26 protein-coding genes are annotated in these 25,420 nt (G+C 67.3%); 12 read left to right on the forward strand and 14 right to left on the reverse strand.

What is annotated here, in order from left to right:
- Positions 1-63: 63 nt before the first annotated feature.
- Positions 64-279, reverse strand: a complete 216-nt coding sequence (locus MKK84_RS10410) for a hypothetical protein (RefSeq protein WP_243919415.1) — start codon at positions 277-279, stop codon at positions 64-66.
- A 229-nt stretch (positions 280-508) separates the two neighbouring features.
- Between MKK84_RS10410 and MKK84_RS10415 the strand changes: the two genes are divergently transcribed.
- The gene (locus MKK84_RS10415) at positions 509-757 is read left to right on the forward strand and encodes a hypothetical protein (protein WP_243919417.1); all 249 of its coding nucleotides are present in this window, start codon (positions 509-511) and stop codon (positions 755-757) included.
- A gap of 205 nt (positions 758-962) precedes the next feature.
- A complete protein-coding gene (locus MKK84_RS10420) occupies positions 963-1,565 on the forward strand; it encodes a hypothetical protein (protein ID WP_243919418.1) in 603 nt (200 codons plus the stop codon).
- Positions 1,566-1,574: 9 nt separating this feature from the next.
- Here MKK84_RS10420 and MKK84_RS10425 read toward each other — a convergent pair whose 3' ends face one another.
- Positions 1,575-2,156 carry a polysaccharide biosynthesis/export family protein gene (locus MKK84_RS10425; protein ID WP_243919665.1) on the reverse strand — a complete coding sequence of 194 codons (582 nt, stop codon included), beginning with the start codon at positions 2,154-2,156 and terminating at the stop codon, positions 1,575-1,577.
- A gap of 186 nt (positions 2,157-2,342) precedes the next feature.
- On the opposite strand from MKK84_RS10425, the gene MKK84_RS10430 reads away from it, so the two are divergent.
- A complete protein-coding gene (locus tag MKK84_RS10430) occupies positions 2,343-4,553 on the forward strand; it encodes a GumC family protein (protein WP_243919423.1) in 2,211 nt (736 codons plus the stop codon).
- A gap of 106 nt (positions 4,554-4,659) precedes the next feature.
- On the opposite strand, the gene MKK84_RS10435 is transcribed toward MKK84_RS10430, so the two are convergent.
- Positions 4,660-5,844: a GNAT family N-acetyltransferase gene (locus tag MKK84_RS10435; RefSeq protein WP_243919425.1), complete on the reverse strand. Its 1,185-nt coding sequence runs from the start codon at positions 5,842-5,844 to the stop codon at positions 4,660-4,662.
- A 247-nt stretch (positions 5,845-6,091) separates the two neighbouring features.
- Here MKK84_RS10435 and MKK84_RS10440 point away from each other — a divergent pair, with 247 nt between their 5' ends.
- On the forward strand, positions 6,092-7,153 hold the full coding sequence (locus tag MKK84_RS10440; protein ID WP_243919433.1) for a polysaccharide deacetylase family protein: 1,062 nt from the start codon (positions 6,092-6,094) through the stop codon (positions 7,151-7,153).
- A gap of 6 nt (positions 7,154-7,159) precedes the next feature.
- On the opposite strand, the gene MKK84_RS10445 is transcribed toward MKK84_RS10440, so the two are convergent.
- Positions 7,160-7,498 carry a hypothetical protein gene (locus MKK84_RS10445; RefSeq protein ID WP_243919434.1) on the reverse strand — a complete coding sequence of 113 codons (339 nt, stop codon included), beginning with the start codon at positions 7,496-7,498 and terminating at the stop codon, positions 7,160-7,162.
- Between the two features lie 83 nt (positions 7,499-7,581).
- Positions 7,582-7,788 carry a DUF2842 domain-containing protein gene (locus MKK84_RS10450; protein ID WP_243919435.1) on the reverse strand — a complete coding sequence of 69 codons (207 nt, stop codon included), beginning with the start codon at positions 7,786-7,788 and terminating at the stop codon, positions 7,582-7,584.
- A 177-nt stretch (positions 7,789-7,965) separates the two neighbouring features.
- Here MKK84_RS10450 and MKK84_RS10455 point away from each other — a divergent pair, with 177 nt between their 5' ends.
- The 4 genes from MKK84_RS10455 (at position 7,966) to MKK84_RS10470 (ending at position 12,912) form a co-directional block, all read left to right on the forward strand.
- Positions 7,966-9,081, forward strand: coding sequence for a COX15/CtaA family protein (locus MKK84_RS10455; RefSeq protein ID WP_243919436.1), 1,116 nt, complete (start codon positions 7,966-7,968; stop codon positions 9,079-9,081).
- Between the two features lie 150 nt (positions 9,082-9,231).
- Positions 9,232-9,915: a PAQR family membrane homeostasis protein TrhA gene (trhA, locus tag MKK84_RS10460; RefSeq protein WP_243919666.1), complete on the forward strand. Its 684-nt coding sequence runs from the start codon at positions 9,232-9,234 to the stop codon at positions 9,913-9,915.
- Between the two features lie 131 nt (positions 9,916-10,046).
- Positions 10,047-11,246, forward strand: a complete 1,200-nt coding sequence (locus MKK84_RS10465) for a glycosyltransferase family 4 protein (protein WP_243919437.1) — start codon at positions 10,047-10,049, stop codon at positions 11,244-11,246.
- A gap of 145 nt (positions 11,247-11,391) precedes the next feature.
- Positions 11,392-12,912, forward strand: coding sequence for an undecaprenyl-phosphate glucose phosphotransferase (locus tag MKK84_RS10470; RefSeq protein WP_243919438.1), 1,521 nt, complete (start codon positions 11,392-11,394; stop codon positions 12,910-12,912).
- Between the two features lie 56 nt (positions 12,913-12,968).
- On the opposite strand, the gene MKK84_RS10475 is transcribed toward MKK84_RS10470, so the two are convergent.
- The 9 genes from MKK84_RS10475 to MKK84_RS10515 all read right to left on the reverse strand — a co-directional run bounded on the left by MKK84_RS10475 (position 12,969) and on the right by MKK84_RS10515 (position 21,818).
- Positions 12,969-13,322, reverse strand: coding sequence for a hypothetical protein (locus tag MKK84_RS10475; protein WP_243919439.1), 354 nt, complete (start codon positions 13,320-13,322; stop codon positions 12,969-12,971).
- A gap of 194 nt (positions 13,323-13,516) precedes the next feature.
- On the reverse strand, positions 13,517-16,081 hold the full coding sequence (locus MKK84_RS10480; RefSeq protein ID WP_243919441.1) for a TonB-dependent receptor: 2,565 nt from the start codon (positions 16,079-16,081) through the stop codon (positions 13,517-13,519).
- Between the two features lie 256 nt (positions 16,082-16,337).
- A complete protein-coding gene (locus MKK84_RS10485) occupies positions 16,338-16,976 on the reverse strand; it encodes a hypothetical protein (RefSeq protein WP_243919443.1) in 639 nt (212 codons plus the stop codon).
- A gap of 14 nt (positions 16,977-16,990) precedes the next feature.
- A complete protein-coding gene (locus MKK84_RS10490; RefSeq protein WP_243919445.1) occupies positions 16,991-17,884 on the reverse strand; it encodes an ABC transporter permease in 894 nt (297 codons plus the stop codon).
- A 43-nt stretch (positions 17,885-17,927) separates the two neighbouring features.
- A complete protein-coding gene (locus tag MKK84_RS10495; protein ID WP_243919447.1) occupies positions 17,928-18,671 on the reverse strand; it encodes an ABC transporter ATP-binding protein in 744 nt (247 codons plus the stop codon).
- Positions 18,668-18,910, reverse strand: a complete 243-nt coding sequence (locus MKK84_RS10500) for a hypothetical protein (RefSeq protein WP_243919449.1) — start codon at positions 18,908-18,910, stop codon at positions 18,668-18,670. The genes MKK84_RS10495 and MKK84_RS10500 overlap by 4 nt, the downstream gene beginning before the upstream one ends.
- Positions 18,910-19,335, reverse strand: a complete 426-nt coding sequence (locus tag MKK84_RS10505) for a hypothetical protein (RefSeq protein WP_243919673.1) — start codon at positions 19,333-19,335, stop codon at positions 18,910-18,912. Before MKK84_RS10505 ends, MKK84_RS10500 begins: the two co-directional genes overlap by 1 nt.
- A gap of 128 nt (positions 19,336-19,463) precedes the next feature.
- Entirely contained in the window at positions 19,464-20,447 is a 984-nt protein-coding gene (locus MKK84_RS10510; protein ID WP_243919456.1) for a YVTN family beta-propeller repeat protein, read from the reverse strand.
- Positions 20,448-20,582: 135 nt separating this feature from the next.
- Positions 20,583-21,818 carry an ABC transporter substrate-binding protein gene (locus tag MKK84_RS10515; protein ID WP_409566486.1) on the reverse strand — a complete coding sequence of 412 codons (1,236 nt, stop codon included), beginning with the start codon at positions 21,816-21,818 and terminating at the stop codon, positions 20,583-20,585.
- A 213-nt stretch (positions 21,819-22,031) separates the two neighbouring features.
- On the opposite strand from MKK84_RS10515, the gene MKK84_RS10520 reads away from it, so the two are divergent.
- The 4 genes from MKK84_RS10520 to MKK84_RS10535 are packed head-to-tail and all read left to right on the forward strand — an operon-like array spanning position 22,032 to position 25,420.
- Entirely contained in the window at positions 22,032-22,559 is a 528-nt protein-coding gene (locus MKK84_RS10520) for a DUF3280 domain-containing protein (protein WP_243919458.1), read from the forward strand.
- A gap of 28 nt (positions 22,560-22,587) precedes the next feature.
- A complete protein-coding gene (locus tag MKK84_RS10525; RefSeq protein WP_243919460.1) occupies positions 22,588-23,289 on the forward strand; it encodes a (5-formylfuran-3-yl)methyl phosphate synthase in 702 nt (233 codons plus the stop codon).
- Positions 23,286-23,861, forward strand: coding sequence for a uridylate kinase (locus MKK84_RS10530; RefSeq protein WP_243919462.1), 576 nt, complete (start codon positions 23,286-23,288; stop codon positions 23,859-23,861). The genes MKK84_RS10525 and MKK84_RS10530 overlap by 4 nt, the downstream gene beginning before the upstream one ends.
- A complete protein-coding gene (locus tag MKK84_RS10535; protein WP_243919465.1) occupies positions 23,858-25,420 on the forward strand; it encodes a DUF6513 domain-containing protein in 1,563 nt (520 codons plus the stop codon). The genes MKK84_RS10530 and MKK84_RS10535 overlap by 4 nt, the downstream gene beginning before the upstream one ends.

Genomic DNA, 25,420 nt, shown 5'->3' on the forward strand with positions numbered 1-25,420 from the left:
CGCTTCGATGGCCGGACGGTGAACGCGTCGCCGCCGCATCCCGGCGGCGACGCGCCGTCACACTCACATGCCGCGGTTGCCGATCGTCGGCAGGGTCGGCTGCGTGTAGGCGCGGTTCACATCCCGCCGGGTCTGGGTGCCGTTGGTGTTGCTGGAAGCCCGGTAATTGTCGAGGTTGAAGCTCTCGGCGAGACCGCTGCGGGAATCCGGCCCGTCGGTGGCGCAGGCGCACAGGCCGCCGATCGTGAGCGCGGAGAATGCCAGAAGGACGAGGCGCATGGGAGGTCCTGACGGGTTCGGCCGATGGTCGGCCCTGGATGCAGAAACGGCAGTGCCGCCATCGTCAGGCCCAGGCAGACCCCGTCAAGGGTGACCACCAACCGTGAATCGGTTCTGCAGCCTCCGATGCGCAGCGGCCACGGAAAATCCACCACGCCGTTCGTTTGCAGCGGATAGGGCTCGGCACCCTCTGGCCAATCCGGGGCCTTTCGGGCGACAACCACCGGCGATGAGCAACGTCTTGCCCTTCCGTCCCCGCGCAAACGTCGCGCGCCTCGCCCGCTGTGAGGTCGTCACCGTCGCGGGTGACCTTCTCGAGCTGCTCGACCAGCTTGAGGACGTGAGCGCGCGCGCCGCCGCCATGGGGCGTCCCGCGCGCGAGGTTGAACGCACCGTCCAGCACCTTCTGGATGCGGTAAGTGCGGTTGAACGGGCTCTGGATTGCATCGGCGAAGGTGAGCAGTCCGCTCCCGCCTGATGAACCGCACCGCGGCCCCGGCCCGATCGGTCACACGTAACAATAGCCTCGACCGAAACCTCGAATACCTCCTATTTCAAACATCACGACTTGACTCCGCGGAGTGCGGCAATCTCGGAACCCAATCGCACAGCTTGCGGTTGAGGGTCAGATGCTCACGTCGAGGATCGGTTCAGAGGGCGCTATGACGCTTCGCACGTGTTGCATGCTGGCTGTCGTCGCGGCCGCGGGACTGGTCGCCGGAAGTGGGACACGGGCCGAAGCTGCCGAAATCGGCTTCCTGGAAATGCTGTTCGGTGCACGCCCGGCGCCGCAAGCGGTGCAGCCGGCTCCATCTTATGAGCCCCAGACCACCCGGCACGCCTACCCGCGCCTCGGCGCGGCCCGCCGCCGTCTGCAGACCCGCTACAGCGCGTTGCCAGTGAGGATCCGCGTGAAAGAGGCGGATATCTCGCCGCGTCAGGCTTCGATCGACATGAAGGCGGGGGCGACCGCGGCCTTGCTGAAGGACGAAACCCTCCGGCCCGGCGACATCGTCGTCCTGAATACGGGAGCCAAGGTCTTCGCCGGCGATCCCGACAAACGCCATACAGTCCGGGATTTCGAGCCGGCGCAAAGCTCGCGCTTCGTCAGCAAGGGAACGCGCAAGGTTCTGGCAGGGCTGTTCACGCCCGTAGGCCTGCGGCCGGCCCAGGAGGCCGGGCGCATGGTGGCACGCGCCAACGTGCCGATGCCGATAACCGCGACACCGATCCCGACCGAGAAGACCGCGATGCGGGTGATCAACCCATGGCGGGACGGACAGTGATCGGGCGGCTCAGAAGAACCGCTCCTTGACCACGATCGTGTCGCCGGGTCGGACCGAGTAGGTCATCGGGACGATGCCGGAGACCAGCTTGCCGCCGCCCGTGTCACGGGTCAGGACAGCGTAGTCCCGTGCCGCGCGCGGGCCGAAGCCTGCCGCGATCGCCACCGCCGTCTCGACCGTCATCCCGTTCACGAATGGGTATTGGCCGGAGGTCGTAACCTCGCCGAGGATGTAGAACGGCCGGTAGGCGTCGACCTCCACGGTGACGTGCGGCTCGCGCACGAAGCCGGAGGCGAGCTTGGCCTCGACCGAGCGGGCTGCCTGCCCGGTCGTCTGTCCGCCGACCTGCACGACGCCGATCAGCGGCATCGCGATCCGACCGGCCCCATCGACCGCGTAAATATTCGACAGGTTGTCCTGCCCGAAGACGATCACCCGCAGCTTGTCGCCTGCTGCCAGGGTGTAGCGGGCGGCAATCGACCCGGTTCCGGTCGCATCGAGCTGATCGGTCCGGAAGGTCGGACGCAGGCATCCGCCGAGCGCCAGGGTCGTGCCGAGGGAGAGGAGAAGAGCACGCCGGTTCATCACCATCGCCGTCATGGATGCGGTAGAGGCCAGGACTAAGGTGTTAAGGTTAACGAAGTCTGATCGAGTGGCGGCCCTCAGCGTCTTGCCAAGGAAGGCCCGGCCTTAACTCTTGAGCAACCTTAATATCCGCTAATAGCCGGTGGGCGGCTTTACGTGCTGCCGGTCCGCCTCCGTGCCCAGAGCGTCCGCATGTCTCGTATTCGTCAACGCTCGATCGAAGCCCAACCGAGCACGCTGTCCGGCGCTCAGGACGGTCTCGGCCTCGCGCAGGTGCCGCGCATCCTGCGCCGCTCGCTCGGCTGGATCGTCGGACCGACGCTCGTCGTCGCCTTGGGTGCCACGGTCTTCGTCAACGTCGTCAGCCCCCGCTACACCGGCGAGTCGAAGCTCATTCTTGAGAGCCGTGACCCGGCCTTCGCCCGCACCGCGCAGGAGCGGGGCGATCAGCTCGCGCCGATCGACGAGCAGGCGGTGGCGAGCCAAGTGCAGGTCGTGATGTCGCGCGATCTCGCCCGGGAGGCGATTCGCCGGCTCAAACTGGTCGGCAATCCGGAATTCGATCCCGGCGCGGCCAGCATCGGTCCGGTCCAGCGCGTGCTGATGATGCTCGGCATCGGCGCCAACCCCCTCGACCGCCCGGCCGAGGATCGGGTGCTCGACGCCTATTTCGAGCACCTGCTCGTCTATCCCGCCGGCAAGTCGCGCATCCTCACGATCGAATTCCGCGCGAAGGATGCGGCGCTCGCCGCCGAAGCGGCCAACACCATCGCGAAGCTCTACATCGCGTCGCTCGAAGCGGACAAAGTCGATACCGCCCGCTACGCCTCCACCTGGCTCGGCGGCAATATCGACGGGCTGCGCAAGCGCGTCGCGGAGGCCGAGGCCAAGGTCGAGGTGTTCCGCGCCAAGAACGGCCTCGTCGGCAGCGCCGGGGGCCGGCCGCTCAACGCACAGCAGCTCGGCGAGCTGTCCAGCCAGCTCTCCTCGGCCCGGATCCTCAAGGCGGATCTCAGCGGCAAGGTGAAGGCCATCAAGGACCTGATCAAGGACGGGCGGTCCTTCGAGATCCCGGATGTCGCCAACAACGAGGTCATCCGGCGCATCGTCGAGAACCGCATCGCCGTGCGGGCGCAGCTCGCCCTCGAATCGCGGACGCTCCTGCCGGCCCACCCGCGCATCAAGGAGCTGAAGGCGCAGCTCGAGGATCTCGACGCCCAGATCAAGGCTTCGGCCGAACGCATCGTGCGCACGATGGAGAACGACTCCAAGATCGCGGAAGCCCGAGTCGAGAGCCTGCAGGCCGCGGTGGATGGCCAGCAGGACGTCGTGGTCCGCGGCAATTCCAGCGAGATCCAGCTGCGCGCGCTGGAGCGCGAGGCCAAGGCGCAGCGCGAGCAGCTCGAATCGTACCTGTCGCGCTACCGCGAGGCATCGGCCCGCGATGGCGAAGCCGCAACCCCGGCGGATGCGCGCATCGTGTCCCGTGCGGTCACGCCGGAGGTGCCGTCCTTCCCCAAGAAGCTGCCGATCGTCGCGTTCGCGACCCTGATCACGCTGCTGCTCTCGGTCGGTGCCGTCATCGCCCGCGCGTTGCTGACGGATGCCGCCCGGTCCAATTCCGATCGGGACGAGGCCTTCGATCCCGCCGAGGATCGCCAGCGTCGCGAGCCGGTTCTGGATCGCCCGCTCTTCGCCTTCCCGGAGGCCATGTCGCCGACCGGTTGGTCCGATGCGGCCGAGGCTGAAGCCGAGCCCACGGCGGCGGTTCCGGAAACAGCGCCCGCAGTCGCCGTGGACGCGTTCGACCTCGCGCCGCTGATCGCCCGGATCACGGCCGCTCCGCGCGCCGCCGACGCGCCGTCTGGCCGCCGCGTCCTGATCCTGGAGACCAGCCGGACCAACGGTGTGGCGGGGCTCTCGACCGCCCTGACGCGGGCGCTCGGCGGTGCCGGAACCCTCGTCGCCGTCGCGCTGAACGGCGGACCTGGAGACGGCAAGCTCGGCTTCACAGATCTGGTGGCTGGCGAGGCCGCCTTCCTCGACGTGATCCAGGCCGATCGCACCAGCGGCCTGCACGTGATCGAGGCCGGGCGGCACGCGACCTCCATAATGTCCGACGAGCCGGACGCTTTGACCCTGACCTTCGAGGCGATGGCGGAAGCCTACGACTGGGTGGTCTGCTGCCTCAAGGCCACCCCGGATGCCGACAACCTTCTCGACCTTGTCGGCGGCTACATGGATACGGTGGTGATCGCCTCGAACGCCTCGGCGGAGGATCCGGCGTTGGCCGATCTCTACGCCGCCGCGCAGGAAGCGGGCGCCAAACAGATCCTCGTGGCTCAGGACCGGCCGGCGGCCGGCGCTGCGATCGACACCGATCTGCGCCTGAACGCCGCGTAATCGCGGAGCGCGTTCCCGGGCCGTCGGCGGCCCGGGCGGTGGGGATCGCGGACGAGCCGGCCACGGGATACTGCCGTGCACCGTGAGCGAGTCAACGCGGATCCGGTCAGGTCCGCCGCAACTTCCGCAGCCGCTGAAACGCAGCGTACAGGCGCGGGTCACGCTTGATCCCGCGCTTGGCGCGCACGAGACCCTGCCGGACCGCACCGTAGGTTCGGCCCACCAGCGTCACCGGGATGATCGCCTCGACGAGTTCGATGGTCTCGTCGCAGATGCTGGCCTTGTAGCGGGCTTCGCCAACCCCGAGATCGAAACCGAGACGTCCACGCGTCGCCTGCTCGCGCACGAGATGTTGCAGCAGCAGATCCCCGGGGCTGTACCGGGCGATTTCGGGATCCGGATCGAACGCCGTCATCATACCGCTGTAGCGTCGCGCATTGACCGCGCCGCCGAACGTTGCCAGCACCCGGCCACTCTCGGCGATGCACAGCGCATGGATCTCCAGCGCCGAATCCGGACCGGCTGCGGCCGCCGCCAAGAAGGCCCGGATCGACGGATCGGCGTAAGGGTCGGCGATGCCCATCGCGGCAAACCGGACGGCTTTATGGGCATAGAAAGCCACCAGGAACCGGTTCGCCTCCTCGGCCGTCTCGGCGCGGCGATAGACGACGGGTCCGTGCGCCTCGATCAGACGCTTCTCCTTCGAGCGCAGCTTCTTGCGGGCATCGGCGCTGAAGACCCGGCGCATCGTGGCTTCGGAATCGGGTTCGAGGGTCACCCCGTAGCCGTTGCTGGCCTCCGGCTCGCCGCCGGTCGCGAACGGGTTCGCCGTACCGTCCCAGTATCGCGGTTGATGCTGCAGCGCGTAGACGTCGATCCCGGCCGAACGCGCGGCGCGCGTCAGAGCTGCTGATATCTCCTCGGCCCGGATCGACGCCGCGTCGTGGCTCGCGAACAGGGGAAGATGATAATTCGCGTGGGTGTCGCCCACCGTCCGGGCGACGCGCAGGCCGAACCGTCGCTCGACAACTAGCGGCAGGAGGATCTGGGGACGACCGTCCCGATCACGGAGCACCAGGATCCGCGCCTTGCCGACCTGACTGCACGCGCGCAGATAGGCCATGGTCCAGTCGAACCGCTGATAGGGCGTCTGAATGCTGTCGGGATCGCACTCGATCTGGCGCCAGACGGCTTCCGCGGCGGCCGGGTCTGCGATGATTTCCGCCGCGAGGGCTCCGACCGACGGAGCATCGACCCTATCCGCATCCGTGACTTGAAGGGCGACCGCCATTGCCTCTGACCTTTGCTGGACCGCGCCCGGTCGCCCGTCGCGGCGGGACCTTCGCCGCCGGCGACTGAACAAGCCGTGGAATTCTCGGCCCGGTAAGACACTTCACGGGTCGGCTGGGGCTCAAAAATTTAATTTGGCTAACGCTCTGTTGCGTACATATCGGCCGCCATACAGTCTTCGAACTTTGTTTACCGCGACGCGCGCAGGGTGCTGGCTGCGGGCCGATCGGCCTGATCGGTGTGAGATCATGCTGTCGTCGGATACCAAGCATCGCGTGTTCGCGACCGGGTTTCGCGCGATCCAGGCGATTGGGGCGGATCGCTGGATGGCTCCGACGTCTCGTGGGCTCGGCGTGATCCTCACCTTCCACCACGTCAGTCCGGACGCGCCGCCGGCCTTCGCGCCGAACCGCCTGCTGTCCATCACCCCGGACTTCCTCGACCTGACCCTGCGGGAGCTCGATGCCCGCGGCTTCGAGGTGATCAGCCTCGACGCCGTACCGGAACGCCTCGCCGAACCCGACTATGGCCCACCCTTCGCCGTCCTGACCTTCGATGATGGCTATCGGGACAATGTCGCGCACGCGCGACTGGTCCTGGCCCGCCATAACGCCCCCTGGACGCTCTTCGCCACCAGCGCATTCGCGGATCAGACAGGTCGGCTCTGGTGGATCGAATTGGAGCGCGCCATCGCGCGGCTCGATCGCATCCGCATCGACATCGGCGCGCGCAGCGTCGATCTGCCGGCGCGCAGCCCCGGCGAGAAGGCGCTCGCCTTCGACGCGATCTATCGCGACCTGCGCGGCGGTGGTGAGGCCGAGCTCCTCGCCCGGATCGCAGTGCTGTGTCGTCAAGCTGGTTTCGAGCCGGGACAGATCGCGTCGGAACTGTGCCTGTCCTGGGCGGACCTGCGCGATTTGGCCAAGGATCCCGCCGTCACGATCGGGGCGCACACGGTGAGCCACCCGATGCTGGCCAAGCACCCGGAGGCGTTCGCCGCCCAAGAGATCGCCGAGGGGCGTGCGCGGATCGAGGCGGCGCTCGACCGGCCCGTGCGGCACCTGTCGTATCCCGTCGGCGATCCCGGCTCGGCCGGGCCGCGGGAGTTCGCGCTAGCCCGGATGCAGGGCTTCGCCACCGCGGTGACGACCCGGCCCGGCCATCTCTTCGCGGGCCACGCTAGGCATCTCCACGCGCTGCCCCGCGTCTCGATCAACGGCTGCCATCAAACGCGGGCAGCCCTGGGCGGCCTGCTCTCCGGCGTGCCGTTCCTGGCCTGGAACCGAGGTCGCCGCCTCAACGTGGCTTAAAGGACGCTAACGCCGCCGCCGGTGCCGATACCCGCTCGAGAACGAGGCATATTGCCGGCCGCGATGCCCACGGTAGCGCCGCCGTCCACTCGTCGCGGGCTCGGCCGTCTCTTCCAGCTGCGGAATGGCTTCCGCCATCGCGGCGGCGGGCGTCGGGGCGGTGTCGGAGGATGCGAAGCCGCCGGCCACGTTCTTGGCGGCAGGACCGAACATAGCCAGGCACTGATTGTAGGCGAGATCGTTCTTCAGCCGCTCGCATTCGCCGATCGAACGCGGGGTTCCCTGGGCCAGGGCCGGCAAGGGCGCGAGCAGCACGATCAGGACTGCCAGAGGCGTGAGGCGCATGGGGGGACGAAGCACGAAGCAGCGATCTCGGACGAGGACGCATCGCTTCTGATCTTCGAGTGCGGCGAAATCGAGGGGTCGCGTCAGCGATCCGGCCGTTCCATCCAACGGATCAGCGGCATCAGCGGGAAGATCCAAGCGATTCCCAGGATCGAGTAGAGCACGGCCTGCACCGCAGCTGGCGTCTCCGCGATGCGGCTGTCCGCCAAGGTCATCGCCAGGGGGCCGTAGACGCAGACGAAGGCCAGGATCGCGAGAGTGCCGATCAGGGTCCGGGTTCGGCGGCGCATGGCGTCTCGTGGCGGTTCTGCTTGGGGCCTCTGCAAAGGGGCTAGCGCTCACGCGCGGGCTTGGCAACGCGCAGCCTGCCGCGGGCTGCGGCGCCGCCGACGTTGCTGCGGGCTCATCCATCTTTTAACCCGGCAGCCGGGATCGGCACATCCCGGTTCTAGGCCGAAGGACTGCAGATGGTTGTCAACGATGCGGGCGAGCCGCGCTCCGGCGCGGTGCGGACCTGGCTCTACGTGGTCGCCGCACTCGTGGTCGCCATGGTGGCTGTCGGCGGCGCGACGCGTCTCACAGGGTCGGGTTTGTCGATCACCGAGTGGCGACCGGTCACTGGGATCATTCCACCCCTCTCCGACACGGATTGGGCGACGGAATTCGCCAAGTACAAGGACACGCCACAATACAGCATCCTCAACCAGGGAATGGGGCTCTCCGCCTTCAAGGTCCTGTACGGTTGGGAATGGGGTCACCGGGTGCTCGGCCGGCTGATCGGTCTCGTGTTCTTCCTCCCGCTGATCGTGTTCTGGTGGCAAGGCCGGATCAGCCGCAATCTGGGGCTCGGCCTGCTCGGCCTCGGCGTCCTGGGCGGGCTGCAGGGCGCCATTGGCTGGATCATGGTGGCGTCCGGCCTCCAACCCGGGATGACCGCGGTGGCCCCGCTCAAGCTCGCGCTTCATCTGACCACCGCGAGCCTCATCCTGGCGGGCTTGGTCTGGCTCGCGGCGGGTGAACGCGGCCGTGCGCTGGAGCCGGTACCGACTCGCCTGCGCGCGATCGCGGTACTGCTTCCGGTGCTGGTCCTCGCGCAGATCTTCTTGGGCGGGCTCGTCGCGGGCTCGCATGCGGGCTTGGTCTACAACACGTGGCCGACGATGGACGGCGCCCTCGTCCCGCCGGCCGATACCCTGTTCGCCATCCGGCCCTGGATCGAGAACTTCGTGGACAATCACGCCCTGGTTCAGTTCGACCATCGGATGACTGCCTACCTCGTGATCATCGTGGCGATCCTTCATGCGGTGGATGCCAAAATCAGCGGATCGGCCGGTGCAGCGGGGCGCGCAGCAGGCGTGGCCGTTCTGGCATCGGCCCAAGCGGCGCTCGGGATCGCGACACTGCTGCTCGCGATCCCGCTCTGGGCAGCGCTGGCCCATCAGGTTCTGGCGATGGCGGTCCTGATCATGGCGACGGTCCACGCCCGCCTCAGCCGCGGGGTCGGATTCGGAATCGCCCGGGTACGATCCGCGCCGTCAGATCCACCAATCGGCTTCGAGGGCCTCGCTGGACGCGGCGTTTAGTCTTTCCTGCAATGCGGCGATGCTGCTGCATTGCAGGAGAGCTATAGGGTCTCAAGTGAATCCTCGGGATAACTCCCGCTCAGCACTCTGCACATGGAACGATCAAGACGTTTTCAGCTTTAGACTGCAGGCGTGGCAGGAGGCTGGATGATGTCTCTCGCGGAGGATGGTCGCCCACTCTCTCTGACGTGGCATTACACGCCCCGCGAGATCGTGGCGGATGGCGTGATCCACGGTCTCGGCGTTGTCCTCGGGCTGGCCGGCGCCGCCGCGATGGTGGCGACGGCACTCACCGCGCATCTCGGTGTTGGCGAGCGTGTCGCCGTTGTCGTGTACGCGACCGCACTCGTGCTGATGCTCGGCGTTTCGGCCCTGTACAATCTGTATCCAGTCAGCCCACGCAAATGGCTGCTGCGCCGGGCCGATCACGCCCTGATCTACCTGATGATCGCCGGCACCTACACGCCGCTCGTCGCCCTCGTGGGATCCGGACCGCGCGCCTACCTGCTGCTGGCGATGATCTGGGCGGTCGCCCTCATCGGAATCGGCGTCAAGCTGTTCCTGCCCGGGCGGTTCGATCGGCTGTCCATCGGTCTCTACCTGATGCTCGGCTGGAGCGGCCTGTTCGCCTACGAGTCGGTGATCGCCAGTCTGCAGCCGACCGCGCTCTGGCTGCTGGCCATCGGCGGTGCCCTCTACTCGATCGGTGTGGTGTTCCACATCTGGCGGACATTGCCCTTCCAGAACGCGATCTGGCACGGCTTCGTGCTAGCCGCTACCGCCTGCCATTACGGCACGATCTGGGCAAGCCTGAACGGTCTACCGTTGACGTGACTTGTTTCCAGCGCAGTAAAACTCTGCTTACCCTGTCAATGAAAAGGATGCAGCAGATGAGCTGCGCTTAAGAGCCCCACGACCACTGGCGCTCCATAAATCCCGGGACAGTTTTCACCGGGAGCGATACCGTGGTCGCCAAGTCGAACGATGCTCGAGCCGCAGAGCGTTACCGGATCCTACACATCTTCCGGGCTCCCGTCGGCGGGCTCTTCCGGCACGTGATGGATCTGGCCCGCCTCCAGGCCGCGGCGGGACACGCGGTGGGGATCATCTGCGACTCGACGACCGGTGGCGAGCGGGGCGAGCGGGCGCTGGCCGACCTCCTGCCTTGCCTCGAACTCGGCCTCGTCCGGATCCCGATGCGGCGCAATCCGGATCGCTCCGATTGGGGATGCCTGAAGGCGGTCGGCCGGCGGGCGGCCATGGTGGGTGCCGATGTCCTCCACGGCCATGGCGCGAAGGGTGGCGCCTATGCCAGGCTCGCCCGGAGCAGCGCAGCGATCCGCAGCTACACGCCCCATGGCGGCAGCTACAACTATCGGCCCGGCACCGCGTTGCACCGCCTCTACATGGGCGCCGAAGCGGTCCTGGCCCGCCGGACCGACGCGTTCCTGTTCGAGAGCGAGTACGTCGCCGGTCGCCACCGACGCTTCGTCGGCGGCCCGGAACAGGTGACGCGCATCGTCCATAACGGCCTCGCCGACGCCGAGTTCGAACCCGTCGAGCGGGTCGAGGACCCCTTCGATCTGCTCTACGTCGGTGAGCTGCGGGAGGCGAAGGGCCTGCGCTACCTGCTCGAGGCCCTCGTTCAGGTTCGGGCGGAAGGCCGGGCGTTGCGCCTGCTGATGGTCGGGTCCGGGCCGGACGCCGAGATCCTGCGGCAGAACGTCGACCGTCTCGGATTGGGTGAGGCCGTCTCGTTCGAGCCGCCGCAGGCGATCCGATCCGTCTTGGCGCGGGGCCGGATCCTGGTGGTCCCCTCCCTCGCGGAATCGCTGCCCTACGTGGTTCTGGAGGCCGCCGCCGCTGGGCAGCCGCTGGTCGCCACCCGGGTCGGCGGGATCCCCGAGATCTTCGGGCAGGCGGCGGGCGATCTCATTCCGCCTCGCGACCCCGAGGGCCTCGCCTCCGGCATCCGTCGGGTCCTCGATGAAGCGCCGGAAGCGCTCGACGCCCGGGTGCAGGCGCTCAGCACGTCGGTTCACCAACGCTTCTCCCTGGAGCGCATGGGCATCGAAGTGATCTCGGGCTACGCCGCCGCGTTCCAGGCCCGCGCCGACCGTCGCACCGTCAAGGTTCCGGAACTCGCGGCGCCACGGACGGCCTGACCCGCGGACTGAGTCTGCGTGACCAGCCACCCGCGCCCCGACGATCAATAACGTCGTGGGTGGCGTGGTCTTAAGTCTTCCGACAATGCCCCGTGCCACGCTGTGATTGAGGAAACCGCCGGCTGGCGCGGAAGAGGGCCGTTCGATGAGTGCGTTCGACATCCGCGATCTTCTCGAGGCCGCCACTCCTCTTGAAGCGCAACCCCACCATCGCGCCGACGCTGTGGTGCCGCTGGCCGAGACAGCCGTTCCGGGCCGCACTGCGATCTCGCCGGTCGTGGTTGCCGGGCTGGTCCGTGCGCTGGAAGGTGCCCTGATCTACGGCCTCGGTGCGTTGCTCCACCTCGTCATGCTGTATGGGCGGGTGGCCTTCGGCGTGACCTATGCCGGGGCGATCGGGTGTATCGCCGTGATCACGGTCGCCCTGCTCCAGACCGCGGGTTGTTACCGGGTCGCCGCGTTCCGCACCTTCTTCAAGAGCGCGATCCGGATCACCACCGCGTGGTCGCTGACCTTCCTGGTGGTGGCGGCCGGCTTGGTGCTCGCCAAAGTCGCCGACCATTACTCACGGCTGTGGCTGGCGACCTTTCACGGCACAGGGCTCGGCGCGCTGCTAATCGGACGCTTCATCCTCTTTCGGGTCGTCGAGGCGCAGACCCGCGCGGGCCGGTTCGACCGGCGCACCGCGATCGTGGGCGGCGGCAAGCCGGCGGAGGACCTGATCGCAGCCCTTGAGGCGCAGAGCGACAGCGGTATCCGCATCGTCGGCGTCTTCGACGACCGCAACACGGACCGATCGTCGGACGTGGTGGCGGGCCATCCGAAGCTCGGCAATGTCGACGACCTCGTGGCCTACGCGCGGCATGCGCGGCTCGACCTGATCGTTTTCACCATTCCCATCACCGCCGAAGCGCGCATCCTGCAGATGCTCGCCAAGCTCTGGGTGCTCCCGATCGACATCCGGCTCTCGGCCCATGCCGCCAAGCTGCGTCTGCGGCCGCGCAGCTACTCCTATCTCGGCTCGGTGCCGGTGCTCGACGTGTTCGACAAGCCGATTGCGGATTGGGATGTCGTGGTCAAAGCGCTGTTCGACCGCTGCGTCGGCCTGCTGATGCTGCTCGCCTTGTCGCCGGTGATGATGAGCGTGGCGCTCGCCGTGCGCCTGAGCTCGCGCGGGCCGGTGCTGTTCCGGCAGAAGCGCCATGGCTTCAACAACGAGCTGATCGAGGTCTTCAAGTTCCGCTCGATGTATGTCGATCAGTGCGACGCGGGAGCCTCAAAGATGGTGACCCGTGGCGACCCGCGCGTCACGCCGGTGGGCCGCTTCATCCGCAAGACCTCGCTCGACGAGCTGCCGCAGCTGTTCAACGTTCTGAAGGGTGATCTCTCGCTCGTCGGCCCGCGGCCGCACGCCCTGCAAGCTAAGGCGGCCAACACCCTGTATGACCAAGTTGTCGACGGTTACTTCGCCCGCCACAAGGTGAAGCCCGGCCTCACTGGCTGGGCTCAGGTCAACGGCTGGCGCGGCGAGACCGACACGTCCGAGAAACTACAGCGGCGGGTCGAGCACGACCTCTACTACATCGAGAACTGGTCGGTACTCCTCGACCTCCAGATCCTGGCAACCACGCCTTTCGCGCTGCTCAAGACCGAGAACGCCTACTGAGCGCGCCGACACGCGGCCCCGACCGAAATCCGGTCGGGGCCGCGTCATGCTTGCGACTACGGCAGCGCGCCGGCCTTCTCCTTGGCCTTCATGATCGTGTCGCGGCAGCCCTGTGCGTCGCCGGCCTTGTCCTGCTCACCTGCTTTGGCGACCAGCTTCTTGGCTTCCTCGACGCCTGCAGCGGTCGGCTTCACGGCCGCGTCCGACTGGGTCAGGGCCGGCGGCTTATCGAGCGCCTTCGGTGAATCCGAGGAGGTCACACCGCCGGGCGGAGTCTTGCCCGTCACCATGGCCGCGCCGGCGCTATCGAGCCGCCGCTGCAGGGTGCTGACCTCGTCGGCGCAGGGTGTCGCGAGGGCGGGCGTGGCTGCGGCGAGGGTTAGGGCTGCGACGGCAAAACGGAACATCATCGAGACAGGTCTCCAGGCATTGCGGTTCGTTCGGCGCGCGAGCTCCGGCAGGGGCTCAGCCGACTCACCGAGGAGACTCCGGGCGCACTGGCCCGTTCCCGAGACAGGAGGCCGCACGGCGATCTCCAAACGCAGACGGGCGCCCCGCGCGGCCCGAAGACCGCGGGAGGCGCCCGCCCCTGTCGCTTGTGGTGTCAGTACTTGCGGATGATCGGCTCCGGCGCCATCGGCACCGGATCGGCACCGAAGCGATAGGTCAGGCCGGCATAGACCGAGAGCGGCTGGGCCAGGGTCGTGGTCCGCGGGTCGTTAATCGACAGGTTGCCGGCGATCGACCCCCGCTCCGCGAAGGTGCCGAACGTCGCATAGCGGTTATTGGTCAGGTTGGTGATCAGCCCGAAGATCTCCAGGTTCTTGGTGACCTGATACTTCGTCGTCAGGTTCATCACGTAGTAGGCCGGCAGCTTGCGGTTCAGGTTCGATTCGTCGCCGCGGAAGTAGGACGACGAGAAGGCCGAGACGTTGAGGCCGAACCGCCAGTTCGGGGTGATGTTGTACTCGAACCCGGCCTTGATCTGATGATCCGGGATCAGAGGCAGCTTGTTACCCTTGCGGACATTGATAGCCCCGTCATCGGAGAACGGGTTGTTGGGCGAGGACAGCGTCTGGTTGAACTGGTAGGTGGCGTCGATCAGCGCGTAGTTGGCGTAGACCAGCAGCTCGGGGGTCACGACATATTCGGTGCTGACCTCGATGCCCTGCCGCCGGGTCGAAGGTACGTTCACGAAGTAGGCCCGCGCGGCGTTGCCGGCGACGGCGATTTGGATGATGTCGTTGGTCAGGTCGGTGCGGAAGACGCCGGCCTTGTAGGTCAGGGCGCCACCCGAGAGGAAGCTCGGGATCACGCCGCGGAAGCCGACCTCGTAGGTCTGGCCGGTGACCTGCTTGAGCGGCGGGTCGGCCACCAGCGAGTTCGGCAGCAGGCAGGGCCGATCGGGATTGGCGCAGGCGAGTTCGAGCGGCGTCGGTGCCCGGTTCGACTCGGAGTAGCTGCCGTAGAGATTGAGCGCCGGGTCGAACTGGTAGGTCAGGCCCGCCAACGGGTTGACCTTGGTGAACTCGTGCGTGCCCGTGACATCCGGCGAGAAGCCGGTTTGATCGACCGAGCGGATATGCGCGTAGTTGAGCCGGAAGCCCGCGGTGAGCGACAGGCGGTCGGTCAGGTCGAGCGTGTCGGTGGCGTAGAGCCCGAGATACAGGTTCGAGCCCTGCACCGAGCTGGGGGCGATGCCGAGTGCGCCGGCCGTCCGGATGTAAGGCGTGCCGAGACTCGGAATGGTGCCGTAATACGGGTTGTTCGGGTCCGTCGTGATCGAGAGATTCGGGTTGATCACCCCGAGGGTGCTCGACGACTTGAACGAGTAATCGGCCGCATCGACGCTGCCGCCGATCACGAAGCTGTTGGGCAGGCCGAAGATCCGGTCACGGTTGGCCGCCTGCAGCGAGCCGCCATAGCCCTGCGATTCCGTCTGCGTGGTGTCGATCGTCCCGTACGGGATGCCGGCCCGGAACGGGATCCGTTGGTTCTGCTGGCCGAGCAGCAGGAACTGGTTGCGGAACGCGTTCTGCGACTGGCCGGCGGACGGGCTGAAGCCGTCATCCTCGTAGCACAGGGAGCCGCGGAAGCTGGAGCGTGAACTGCAATTCTCGAAGTTGCCGTCGTTGCCGTCGACGTAGCGCTCGCTGAAGCGCCGGTAATACGCATTGCCGGCGAGGTCCCAAGTCGGCGAGATGTCGACCCGGCCAGTCAATTGCAGCGAACCGACCTGCGTGGTCTGCGTCTGCGGATTGGTGAAGATCGCCCGGGGATCGACATGGGTGAAATCCACCGGGGTCGCGGCCGCCGCGCCGTAGAAGCTGCGGGCGGCGAGCCCGATCAGGTGGAACTCCGAATCCTGCGAGCGGTAGCCCAGATCCGCGTAGAGTCGCCCGATCGTGCTCGGGTTCTCGTAGCGCCAGCCGCGGTCGTTCAGGCCGTCGCCGGTGAAGTAGAAGCTCCAGTTGTCCGACACCTTGCCGTATTGCAGGTAGCCGGCGGTACGCGCATCGGATCCGCCCCAGGCCGAGATCTCGGTGCCCTGCCAGGTGAAGCCGTTCTTCATCTGGATGTTAACCGCGCCGCCGATGGCGTTGAGGCCGAAGACCGGGTTGCCGGTGACCACGTCGATGCGCTGGATCGCCTGCGGCGGGATCAGGTCGAAATTGACGACGTCGCCGAAGGCCTCGTTGATGCGGATGCCGTTCTGATAGACGGCGAGACCCTGCGGCACGCCCTGCACCGGGGAGGCGGTGAAGCCGCGGTAATTGAGATCCGCGCGGTTGCTGTTGCCCTGCGAGTCGCTGATGTTCACGCCGGGGGTCGCACGGGCGAAGGTGGCGAGGATGTTGTCGGTGCCGCGGTCGACGTCGATCTGGCGGGGCGTTACCGTTTGAACTGTGCTGGGGATCTTGTTGAGCGGCTGCTCGGAGCCACGCAGGCGGATCGGGCCGGCGGGCGCGGTCGGCACGATCTGGCCGAGCGTGTTGAGGTTCTGAGCGCCGCTCGAATTGCCACCGCCCGCCCCGACCGGTGATGTCGAGACGACGCTGATCTCGCCCAGCGTTACCGATTGCTGAGCCTGTACTGCACCCGGGGCGACCGAAAGCGCCAACACTGAAGCAGACGCGAGCAAGCCGCTCCGAAGCGCCCGACGTGACATTGCATTTCCCCTGCCTTGAGATCAGCTACCGGTTGTCCCGGGCTTGGCAATACTCATGGCGGGTCGATCGGACGTTCACAATCGGACCTGATGGTCCGCGAGGCCTTTTCGGATCCATTTCGGTGCCGGGATCGTGGAACGCCCCGGCCCGTGGCGTAGTCGCAACACTTTTTCTTGATTTTTCAGCGACTTACGGACAATTCGGCAAGCCTAGGCGGGAGTATTCGGCAAAGCCGCCGGGCTCCTGATCGACCGATCAGAGCTTCGCCTGAATCATCCGAGCAATCTCACCCAATCGCTGCTCCAGCAGTTGCGGCACCTCGCACACATAGGTGAGCGACTGGCTGCGCTCCTGGAAGATGCGGCGGTCCCAGGCGAACTTCGTCTCGAGCTCCGATTGGTCCTTGGGCAGTTCGGTGGCATCCGTGGCGCTTGGCGCATCCTTGGTCTGGCTGATCTTGTCGGCCTCGTCGCGGATCCGCTCGGCCATCCGGCGCTGGCCCTGGGCATAACGCGCGATGCCGCCCACAACCTTGTCGCGTTCGCCGTTAAGTACCTCGAAGACGCCTGCGTAGACCCGGGTCAGGGCCTTGTCCTTGGCATCCTTGTCGGCGCCGAACGTGTTGGCGAAGTCATCCAGAAGCGGACCGACCTGCGACAGCTCGGTGCGGCGCGAGGCGATCTTCTGCGCCAGCACGGCGGCGTTGTTGTCGCTGCCCCAATCGCCGGCTGCCGCAACATCGGGCCCGGTCCAAAACTGGCCGGGGCTGAGCGACGAAACCTTGCGCTGGACGCAGGGCCAATCCGGGTCGGTCTTGGGCTGAGCCAGGGCCGGTCCGGCCAGGAGCGATAGGCCGAGAGCGGTGCCCAGAAGATGGCAGGCGATACGGTTCATCAAAACGGGCTCCATCAGGGGGTCTCGCCAGCCGGGCCGCCGCGCCGGGCCATGATGCCGCGGCCGGGGTCGTAGGCGACCACCGCCATGCCGAAAAACGCGAGCGTCACGCCCACAACCACGGCGCAGGCGACGGGCTCGAACTGGACGTAGAGGGCGAAACGGACGAGCTGGACCGCGTGGCTGAACGGGTTCAGCTCGCAGATCCAGTAAAGGGTCTCGGAGGATTCCCGGATCCGCCACAGGGGGTAGAGGGCCGAGGAGGCGAAGAACATCGGGAAGATCACGAAGTTCATCACGCTGGCGAAGTTCTCAAGCTGGCGCACCAGCGAGGACAGGAACAGGCCGATCGCCCCGAGCATCAGCCCCGAGGCCAGGAAGGCCGGGAGTGCCGTCAGGTAGCCGAGCGGCGGGATATCGGTCTCCCAGAAATACGCGACCGCCAGGAACGCATAGGCCTGAACGACCGAGACGGCGACGCCCGCGATCAGCTTGGCGAGCAACAGCAGCCAGCGCGGATAGGGCGAGGTCAGCAGCACCTTCATGGAGCCGACCTCGCGGTCGTAGACCATCGAGAGCGACGATTGCATGCCGTTGAACAGCTGGATCATCACGGCCAGCCCAGGCACCACGTAGACCTCGTAGAGCACGTAGGTCTGGTAGGGCGGCTCGATCGAGACGCCGAGCGTGTTACGGAAGCCCGCCGCGAAGATGAACAGCCACACGAGCGGCCGGACCAAAGCCGAGAAGAACCGTTCCTTCTGATTGAAGAAGCGCAGCAGTTCGCGGCGGACGATGCCGCCGAGGCAGATCAGGTAGCCGACTGAATCGAGGCGGCCGATCCGGGCCGAAGCGGCGCGGTCGATCACCGGCGCGACCGGCGTTGAGACGTGCGTCGGCGCCGTCATGGATGCCGTCCTCGATCCTGCGGCACGTCGCCCATCTGCATCCTCACGCCGCCACCCTCCCCGGCTCCGCCACGATGCGGCGGAACGCGTCGGCGAGCGCTTCCCCGGGCGCGCCGATATCGCCGGCCCGGCCGCGGGCGACGATCCGGCCGCGATGGAGAACGATCGCGTCGTCGTCAGGCGAAATCTCTTCGAAGATATGGGTCGCCCAGAGGACCGACAGGCCCTCCTCGCGCACCAGAGCGCGCACGATCGCGACGATATCGGCGCGCGATTCGAGATCAAGGCCGACCGTCGGCTCGTCGAGCAACAGCAGGTCCGGCCGGTGGATCAGCGAGCGCGCAATCTCGATTCGGCGCGACTGCCCGCCCGAAAGCGTACGAACCTTGTCGTGCCGCCGATCAGCGAGCCCGACCCGATCGAGGAGCACGCCGACCCGCTCCTTCCCGGCGCTGCGGGCAATGCCGTGCAGGCTCGCATGGTACAGGAGGTTCTGCTCGACGGTCAGATCGGTATCGAGCGTACGCGCTTGGAACACCACGCCGAGCCGCGCGAGCGCCCGAGAGGGCTCGCGGTCGAGCGCGTGGCCGAAGATCGAAACCCGCCCGGTCTGGTTGTTGTAGAGACGGGTAATCACCGAGAACAGCGTGGTCTTGCCCGCCCCGTTCGGCCCGAGTAGGGCCGCGAAGCGTCCGCGCCCCACGTCGAGCGATACGTCGTCCAGCGCCGCCCGGGTGCCGAAGCGGTGGCCGACCTGCTCGACCCGAAGGGCCGCCTCGGCACTCATCGGCCGAGCACCTTCCGGGCTTCGGCGACAGCGTCGAGGCACTCGTCGAATTCGCCCTCCTTCTGCTCCCGCTCGGCGACGCGCAGGGCCTTGCGGAGCTTGGGCAGTGCGGCTTCGGGCGGGTTCAGCGCCAGGGCGTCGCGAATCATCGCGATGCCTTCAGCGCAGGTTGAGGCATCATCGGCGGCGAACGCGGGTCCGGCGAGGATCAGGGTCGAGGCAAACAGGATCGCACGCATCACTTCACCGTCAACGTGCCAGTCATGCCCTTCGACTCGAGGCCGTGCGCCGCCCAGATGTAGGTGCCCGGCTTGATTGCCACGAACTCGATGGCGATCTCACCCGGATCGTCGAACTCCAAGTGATCGGGCGGGCCGCCGCCGTGGATCTCCTTGTGCTCGATCACGATCTGATTGAACCAGATGAACCGGAAGAACTCGGGCGCGTAGAATTTGTACTCCTGATGCCCCTTGGCGACGATCCGCAGACGATAGGCCTTGCCGGATTCGAGCGTGATGTCCTTGTTCTCGACGGCGAAATCATTGCCCTGATCGTCGCCGAGGACGAGATCGGGCAGGTTCTCGCGCTTCTTGGTCAGATCCAGCGCGAGGGCCGGACCGGCCGCGAGCAGCCCGGCGCCGGCGAGGGCCGCCAATCGAAACATCCGCATCGTGTCGCTTCCCACCCTCTTTGAGGACCGTGCCCGATCGCTTTGCAATCATGCGCGGCTCTTAGCCCTTTTTATTGCGCGGTCTCTTGCGCCGAACCGGTGTCCATTAATGTGGTCTCGGATCAATTCGGCGAGATCGCCACGCCCCACGGCAGTAGGCCGACCGGGATGCTCTTGATCACCTTCTCGGAGGCCACGTCGATCACCGAGACATCGTTCGAGGTGCCGTTCGTGGTGAACAGCTGCTTCTGGTCCGGCGTGAAGGCGAGCTGCCAGACACGTTGGCCCACGGGGAGATACTTCTCGACCGTGTAGGTCTTGGCGTCGATCACCGCGACCCGGTTGGCGGGGCCGAGCGCCACGAAGGCCTTGGTCCCGTCCTTGGTGATCCGGATACCGACGGGCTGGATCGCCTCGTCATTCACGCTCGGGATCTTGAAAGTGATCTTCTTGATCACTCGGCGCTGGGCCACGTCGATCACGCTGACCGTGCCGCCGACCTCGGCCGAGACCCACAGGAACTTCCCGTCGGCCGTGAACTCAGCGAAGCGCGGCCGCGCATCCACCAGCACGTTGTCGATGACCTGGAAGGTCTTCGTGTCGATGAAGTGGGCCATGTTGGTCGTCTCGGAGGTGTTGACCAGGATCTTCCCGTCCGGCGACAGGCCCATCCCCTCCGGCTCGACGCCGACCGGCACCTCGGCCAGCACCTTGTTCTTCTCGATGTCGATGATCGTGACCTGGCTGTCGTCCTCGTTGGCGACGTAGAGCGGGTTGCCCGAGGCATCGAGGATGAACTGCTCCGGATCCGGCCCCGAGCGGAGCGAGCGCACCACCTTGCCGGTGCTGGTGTCGAGCACGTCGATCCGGTCGTCGTCGCTCGCGCAGACGAACAGCTCCTTGCCGTCCTTGGACACGGTAACGCCGCGGGGGCGCCGGCCGACCTTCCACGTGGCGGTCACCGCCATCGTGTTGGCGTCGATGACGCTGACCGAGTTGCCCTTTTCGTTGGTAACATACGCGGTGAAGGCGGCGGCCGGCCCGCATAGGGCGAACCATGTACCGAGGGCGACAACGCTCAGTCCTGCCTCGATGCGGCGGCTCATGCCATTCCCTTCCCTTGCGTCGTCCCGGCGCCCCGTGTGAGCGCTCTGCCCGGGGACGTTCTCGCGGGCCAATAGTAGTGCGATATCCGCGCGTTGCGAGGGTCCGGCGCGCTCGTCAACGCCGCAGGCGCTCGGTCACTTGAACTTGCAGGTGGTCTCCGGAAGATCCACACCCAGCGTATCGAGCGGCGTTCGCTGGTGCAGGAAACCCTGCTCGGGCGCCACTGAGACCAGCGCCTTCGGCTGCACCACGATGATCGCCTGCCGCAGCTGATGGTCCCAGGGGCGGAAGCTCAGCGGCACGCCCTTGTAGGCTGGCAGGGTGAATGCGGGCTCCGCGAGGTACGGCGCGATCACCGCCGGATCGTTGGTCTTCCTGGCGGTCACGGCCTCGCCCACCGTCCGCACCGCAGCCCAGACCTGATAGTCGAGCGGCCGCATCAGCCGTCCGGCGAGCCTGCGGAACCGGTTTTGCGCCTGCGCGGCCCCCCAGGTCTCGAGAACCGGGGACCACGTGGTCGGAGTCAGTGCCTGCGTGCCACCGACCGGCCGCGGGTCGACCGTGCGATAGGGAACGTAGTCGCCCCAATCACCCTCTTCGTCGGCCACGATCGCCATGTCGTAGTCGAGGCCCCGGGTGAAGACCATCGCTTCCGCGCGGGTCGGGGTGTCGCCTCGCGCCTTGGCCAGGGGCCCGAAAGTCCACGGTTTTTCCGCCGTGATCTTGAGGGCGAATTTTCGCGCGGAGTTGCGCACGGCGTCCGCGTAGGCCTTGTCGGCATCGGTCGGGCCGACGATCAGGAAGATTTTCCGCCAGCGCATGGCCGTGAGGTATTGCGCCAAGGCATCGGTGAGCATCGCCCGGGACGGGAGGATGTGGAACACGTTGGCCCGGCAATCGGCACCGCGCAGCCGGTCGTCGGCGGCGCCGGCATTGAGCACCACGGCGCCCGTGTCCTTCACCGCGTCGGACACTGCCAATACCGCGTCGGCCGGCAGAGCCAGGACGAGGTAGCGGATGCCTTTCCCGACGAGGTCCCTGGCGGCGGCGATCGGATCTGGCTTGTCGTCCGTCAGCGCCACGTCGTCGAGGACGTAGGTCTGCTTGGTGAAGCGGCCGGTCGTATTGTTGTCGGCGATGCCCATCTTGGCGCCGGCGAGCCCCTCGTCCTCGGGCGCGGCCTCCGCGTCGTACGAGGATGGGGCGGGCTGAGGCCGGTAGATCAGGCCAATATGGGTCTCGATGGATTCCGTCGCCGGCTTCTGCGCCCGGGCCGCGAACGGCATCAGAGCCAGCAGGGTGAGGCCGGCCCGGAGCCAGCGCCGCCTTGCCGTCCGTCCGACGCGTCTTACGGCTGCAGGATTGTGCATAGGCACGGCCTCTATCAGTTTCCGTCCCAGCCGCTCAATTGCGGCTTGCGGTTGCGCCGTTCACGTTCCCGACGACCGGATGACCGGGTGTGCTTAAGCCCCTCGTGGATCAGGCCGACGGGGAAGTACATTGCCAAAGTGTCCCGTCGCCCGACCTATGGCCCGATAGAGGTCGTCCGAAGCGGCCGGATTGTCGAGAGGAACGCCCCGCCCATGCGTCACCTGCCCCTCCAAGCGGCCACGGCCTGCGGTCTCCTCGCCGTCGGCACCGTCCTGCCGGCCGCTGCGCTGGCCGCCGGGAAGGCCGCGGTGTTCCCGGTGGAGCTGTTCGAGCCGGGCGCGACCTACGGAGCCAGGGCGCGGCCGGCCGACACCAGGAAGCTGGCGCTCGTCACAGACGAACTGCGCAAGGCGCTGCACGATCAGGCAGGGCTGGAGATCGTCGACACGGCTCCGAAGGCCGACACCGTTGCCAAGGAAGGGCCGCTGTACAAGTGCAACGGGTGCGCGGCGGACATCGGCAAGAGCCTGGGTGCGGACCTCGTCGCGACGGGTTATGTGGAGAAGGGATCGGGTCAGATCTTCAACCTGAACGTCACCATCGCCGAAGCCGAGACCGGCAAGGTGGTGCGCGGCGGGCTGGTCACGATCCGGGCCGACACCGACGATACCTGGGCCCACGCGATGCGCTGGCTGGTGAAGAACCGCCTGCTTGCCGAGCCGCTGCCTGGAAAGTCCTGAGGCCCTTCACACGCTCTTCGAGTCATCCGTGCCCGCGTCCAACGTCCCGCTCAGACCCCTGCCCCGCCTGCTCGTCAGCGTCCGCGATCCGGCGGAGGCCGAGGCCGCACGGCTCGCCGGCGCCGACCTGATCGACGCCAAGGATCCCGAGCGCGGGGCGCTGGGCGCCCTCGATCCGGCTCAGGTCCGCGAGGTCGTGGCTCGCGTGGCCGGCGGGGCGGTGACGAGTGCTGTGGCCGATCCAGAGCCCGCTGCGATCGCCGCCATGGCGGCCACCGGGGTTGATTGGGTGAAAACCGGTCTCGATACTCTCCGCCGGCGCGAGCCCGCCGCGTTCGCGGCTTTGGCCGCTGCGGCACCGAACCGGTTGATCGCCGTGCTGTTCGCCGAGGATGGTCCCGCGGCCGACCTGATCCCGCAGCTGGCACAAGCAGGTTTCGCGGGCGCCATGATCGACACCGCCGGCAAGCATGGGGCGCGGCTGCCCGATCTGGCTCCGCCCGGCGACCTCGCGGCCTTCACGCAGGCCTGCCGCGCCCACGGCCTGATGAGCGGCCTCGCGGGTTCGTTGCGGGTCATCGACATCGCGCCCCTGGCCGAACATGGGCCGGATTACCTCGGCTTCCGCGGCGGTCTCTGCCGCGACTTCGACCGTCGCTCAGGCATCGATCCGCTGCGGATCGCCGAGGCGCTGCGGGCGCTTCGCCCCAACCAGCGGGATGCCGCGTGATTTCGGTCATCAAGATCGGCGGCAGCCTGGAGGCGGATCCGCACCGCCGTCGCGTGCTGCTGGCCGAGATTGCGGATGGCGCGTGCGGACGCTGCATCGTCGTTCCGGGCGGGGGCACCTTCGCGGCTCTCGTGCGGGCCGCACAGGCGCGGGAGGGCTTCAGCGACGCCGAGGCGCATCGCCAGGCGCTCGATGCCATGAGCGACGCGGCCGGGATATTTCGCGGGATCGAGCCGCGCCTCGTCCACACCCTGGAGCCCTGGGCCGAGACTGCGACCGCCACGGCGCGCGTCTGGAACCCGCGCCTGCTGCGCGCCGGGCACCCCGATATCCCGGAGACCTGGGACGTGACCTCCGACAGCCTCGCCCTCTGGCTCGCGGGACGGGTCGCCGGCAAACGCTGCGTACTGGTGAAATCCGTCGATGCGCCGTCGGGGCGTGACGCCGCCGCTCTCGCGTCAGGCGGGCTCGTCGATGCGGCCTTCCCGACCTTCGCCGCCCGCTACGGCGGACCGATCGAGATCTGGGGACCGAACCGACGGATCGCCGTCGAACTGAGGGATGCGGCGTGAGCGCGCCCGAACACATCGTCTTCGTCACCGGCCGCCTCGCCCGTGCGCGGCTGGAAAAGGTCGCGGCCGGCCTCCCCGAAAAATTTCGATGGAGCATCGCGGATGCCGGCGTGAAGGTCGCGGCTTTGATGACCGAGGAGATCATCCGCCGCAGGATCAAGTTGCCCGAAGGCGCGACCCGGGTGATCCTGCCGGGCCGCTGTCGGGCCAATCCGGAGCACTTGGCCGCTCATTTTGGCGTCCCGGTGGAGCGGGGCCCCGATGAGGTGGTCGATCTGCCGGCTTGGCTCGGGCTCTCGGCCCGGAAGATCGATCTCTCCCGACACGATCTTCGGATCTTCTCCGAGATCGTCGACGCCTCGAAGATGAGCGTCGAAGAAATCCTTGCCAAGGGCCAGGATCTGGCCCGGAGGGGCGCGGACGTGATCGATCTCGGCGGCCTGCCCGACACGCCGTTTCCCCATCTCGAAGACGCCGTGCGCGCGATGAAGGATGCCGGGCTCAAGGTCAGCGTCGATTCCTTCTCCCGCGAGGAACTCGCCCGGGGCGCCCAGGCCGGGGCCGACTTTCTGCTGAGCCTTAACGAGGACACCCTCGACCTTGCCTTCGAGACCGATGCGGTGCCCGTGCTGGTGCCGACGCGCCCCGAAGATCTGCCCTCCCTCGATCGGGCGATCGAGCGGATGCTCAAGGCCGGCCGGCCCTTCCTGGCCGATCCGATCCTGGAGCCGATCCATCACGGGTTCGTGGATTCGATCAGCCGGTATCGCGACACCCGCGCCCGCTGGCCCGACATCGCCATGATGATGGGCACCGGCAATCTCACGGAACTGACCGAGGCGGATTCACTGGGTGTCACCGCGCTGCTCGTCGGTATGTGCTCGGAGCTGACGATTCAGAACGTGCTGATCGTGCAGGTCTCCAACCACACCCGCCGCACCGTCGAGGAGCACGATGCGGCGCGGCGGGTGATGTTCGCCGCCAAGGCGGATTCAGCGCTGCCCAAAGGCTACGGCCGGGCGCTGCTGGCGCTTCACGACAAGCGGCCCTTCGTCCAGACGTCCGCCGATATCGTCTCAGCCGCCGCGGAGGTCCGCGATCCGAACTACCGGATCGCCGTCGCGGAGGACGGCATTCACGTCTACAACCGCGACATCCACAGGGTCGGCACCGACGCCATGGCCTTCTTCCCGAACCTGAACGTGGCGAGCGACGGCGCCCACGCCTTCTATCTCGGGGCGGAGCTGGCCAAGGCCGAAACCGCGTGGCGGCTCGGCAAGCGGTACGTGCAGGACGAGCCGCTAGATTGGGGCTGCGCCGCCGATGCCGAGGTCGAGGACGCCACCGCCTTCAAGAAGGTTGGTCACACCCGCCATTCCGGCCCCGACGCGCCGCCCCCCGCTACTCGGGACGCGCGTCTCGTGCAGCCCGACGCCGACGCGGAGCTACCCGAGATGATCCCGGAAACGACGGCCCGCGCCGAGGCGTCGCCGGAACTGCCGCAGGGGCCGAAGACCAAACTTGTCTGTGGCCGGCTCGTGCCGGCCGATCAGGCGTGA

This window comes from Methylobacterium sp. E-065 (genome assembly GCF_022829605.1).
GTDB lineage: Bacteria > Pseudomonadota > Alphaproteobacteria > Rhizobiales > Beijerinckiaceae > Methylobacterium.

Excerpts from the sequence above, each read along its gene's own strand:
- MKK84_RS10410 (WP_243919415.1), bottom strand. The coding sequence starts at position 279 with ATGCGCCTCGTCCTTCTGGCATTCTCCGCGCTCACGATCGGCGGCCTG.
- MKK84_RS10415 (WP_243919417.1), top strand. The coding sequence starts at position 509 with ATGAGCAACGTCTTGCCCTTCCGTCCCCGCGCAAACGTCGCGCGCCTC.
- MKK84_RS10420 (WP_243919418.1), top strand. The coding sequence starts at position 963 with ATGCTGGCTGTCGTCGCGGCCGCGGGACTGGTCGCCGGAAGTGGGACA.
- MKK84_RS10425 (WP_243919665.1), bottom strand. The coding sequence starts at position 2,156 with ATGGTGATGAACCGGCGTGCTCTTCTCCTCTCCCTCGGCACGACCCTG.
- MKK84_RS10430 (WP_243919423.1), top strand. The coding sequence starts at position 2,343 with ATGTCTCGTATTCGTCAACGCTCGATCGAAGCCCAACCGAGCACGCTG.
- MKK84_RS10435 (WP_243919425.1), bottom strand. The coding sequence starts at position 5,844 with ATGGCGGTCGCCCTTCAAGTCACGGATGCGGATAGGGTCGATGCTCCG.
- MKK84_RS10440 (WP_243919433.1), top strand. The coding sequence starts at position 6,092 with ATGCTGTCGTCGGATACCAAGCATCGCGTGTTCGCGACCGGGTTTCGC.
- MKK84_RS10445 (WP_243919434.1), bottom strand. The coding sequence starts at position 7,498 with ATGCGCCTCACGCCTCTGGCAGTCCTGATCGTGCTGCTCGCGCCCTTG.
- MKK84_RS10450 (WP_243919435.1), bottom strand. The coding sequence starts at position 7,788 with ATGCGCCGCCGAACCCGGACCCTGATCGGCACTCTCGCGATCCTGGCC.
- MKK84_RS10455 (WP_243919436.1), top strand. The coding sequence starts at position 7,966 with ATGGTTGTCAACGATGCGGGCGAGCCGCGCTCCGGCGCGGTGCGGACC.
- trhA (WP_243919666.1), top strand. The coding sequence starts at position 9,232 with ATGTCTCTCGCGGAGGATGGTCGCCCACTCTCTCTGACGTGGCATTAC.
- MKK84_RS10470 (WP_243919438.1), top strand. The coding sequence starts at position 11,392 with ATGAGTGCGTTCGACATCCGCGATCTTCTCGAGGCCGCCACTCCTCTT.
- MKK84_RS10475 (WP_243919439.1), bottom strand. The coding sequence starts at position 13,322 with ATGATGTTCCGTTTTGCCGTCGCAGCCCTAACCCTCGCCGCAGCCACG.
- MKK84_RS10480 (WP_243919441.1), bottom strand. The coding sequence starts at position 16,081 with ATGTCACGTCGGGCGCTTCGGAGCGGCTTGCTCGCGTCTGCTTCAGTG.
- MKK84_RS10485 (WP_243919443.1), bottom strand. The coding sequence starts at position 16,976 with ATGAACCGTATCGCCTGCCATCTTCTGGGCACCGCTCTCGGCCTATCG.
- MKK84_RS10490 (WP_243919445.1), bottom strand. The coding sequence starts at position 17,884 with ATGACGGCGCCGACGCACGTCTCAACGCCGGTCGCGCCGGTGATCGAC.
- MKK84_RS10495 (WP_243919447.1), bottom strand. The coding sequence starts at position 18,671 with ATGAGTGCCGAGGCGGCCCTTCGGGTCGAGCAGGTCGGCCACCGCTTC.
- MKK84_RS10500 (WP_243919449.1), bottom strand. The coding sequence starts at position 18,910 with ATGCGTGCGATCCTGTTTGCCTCGACCCTGATCCTCGCCGGACCCGCG.
- MKK84_RS10505 (WP_243919673.1), bottom strand. The coding sequence starts at position 19,335 with ATGTTTCGATTGGCGGCCCTCGCCGGCGCCGGGCTGCTCGCGGCCGGT.
- MKK84_RS10510 (WP_243919456.1), bottom strand. The coding sequence starts at position 20,447 with ATGAGCCGCCGCATCGAGGCAGGACTGAGCGTTGTCGCCCTCGGTACA.
- MKK84_RS10515 (WP_409566486.1), bottom strand. The coding sequence starts at position 21,818 with ATGCACAATCCTGCAGCCGTAAGACGCGTCGGACGGACGGCAAGGCGG.
- MKK84_RS10520 (WP_243919458.1), top strand. The coding sequence starts at position 22,032 with ATGCGTCACCTGCCCCTCCAAGCGGCCACGGCCTGCGGTCTCCTCGCC.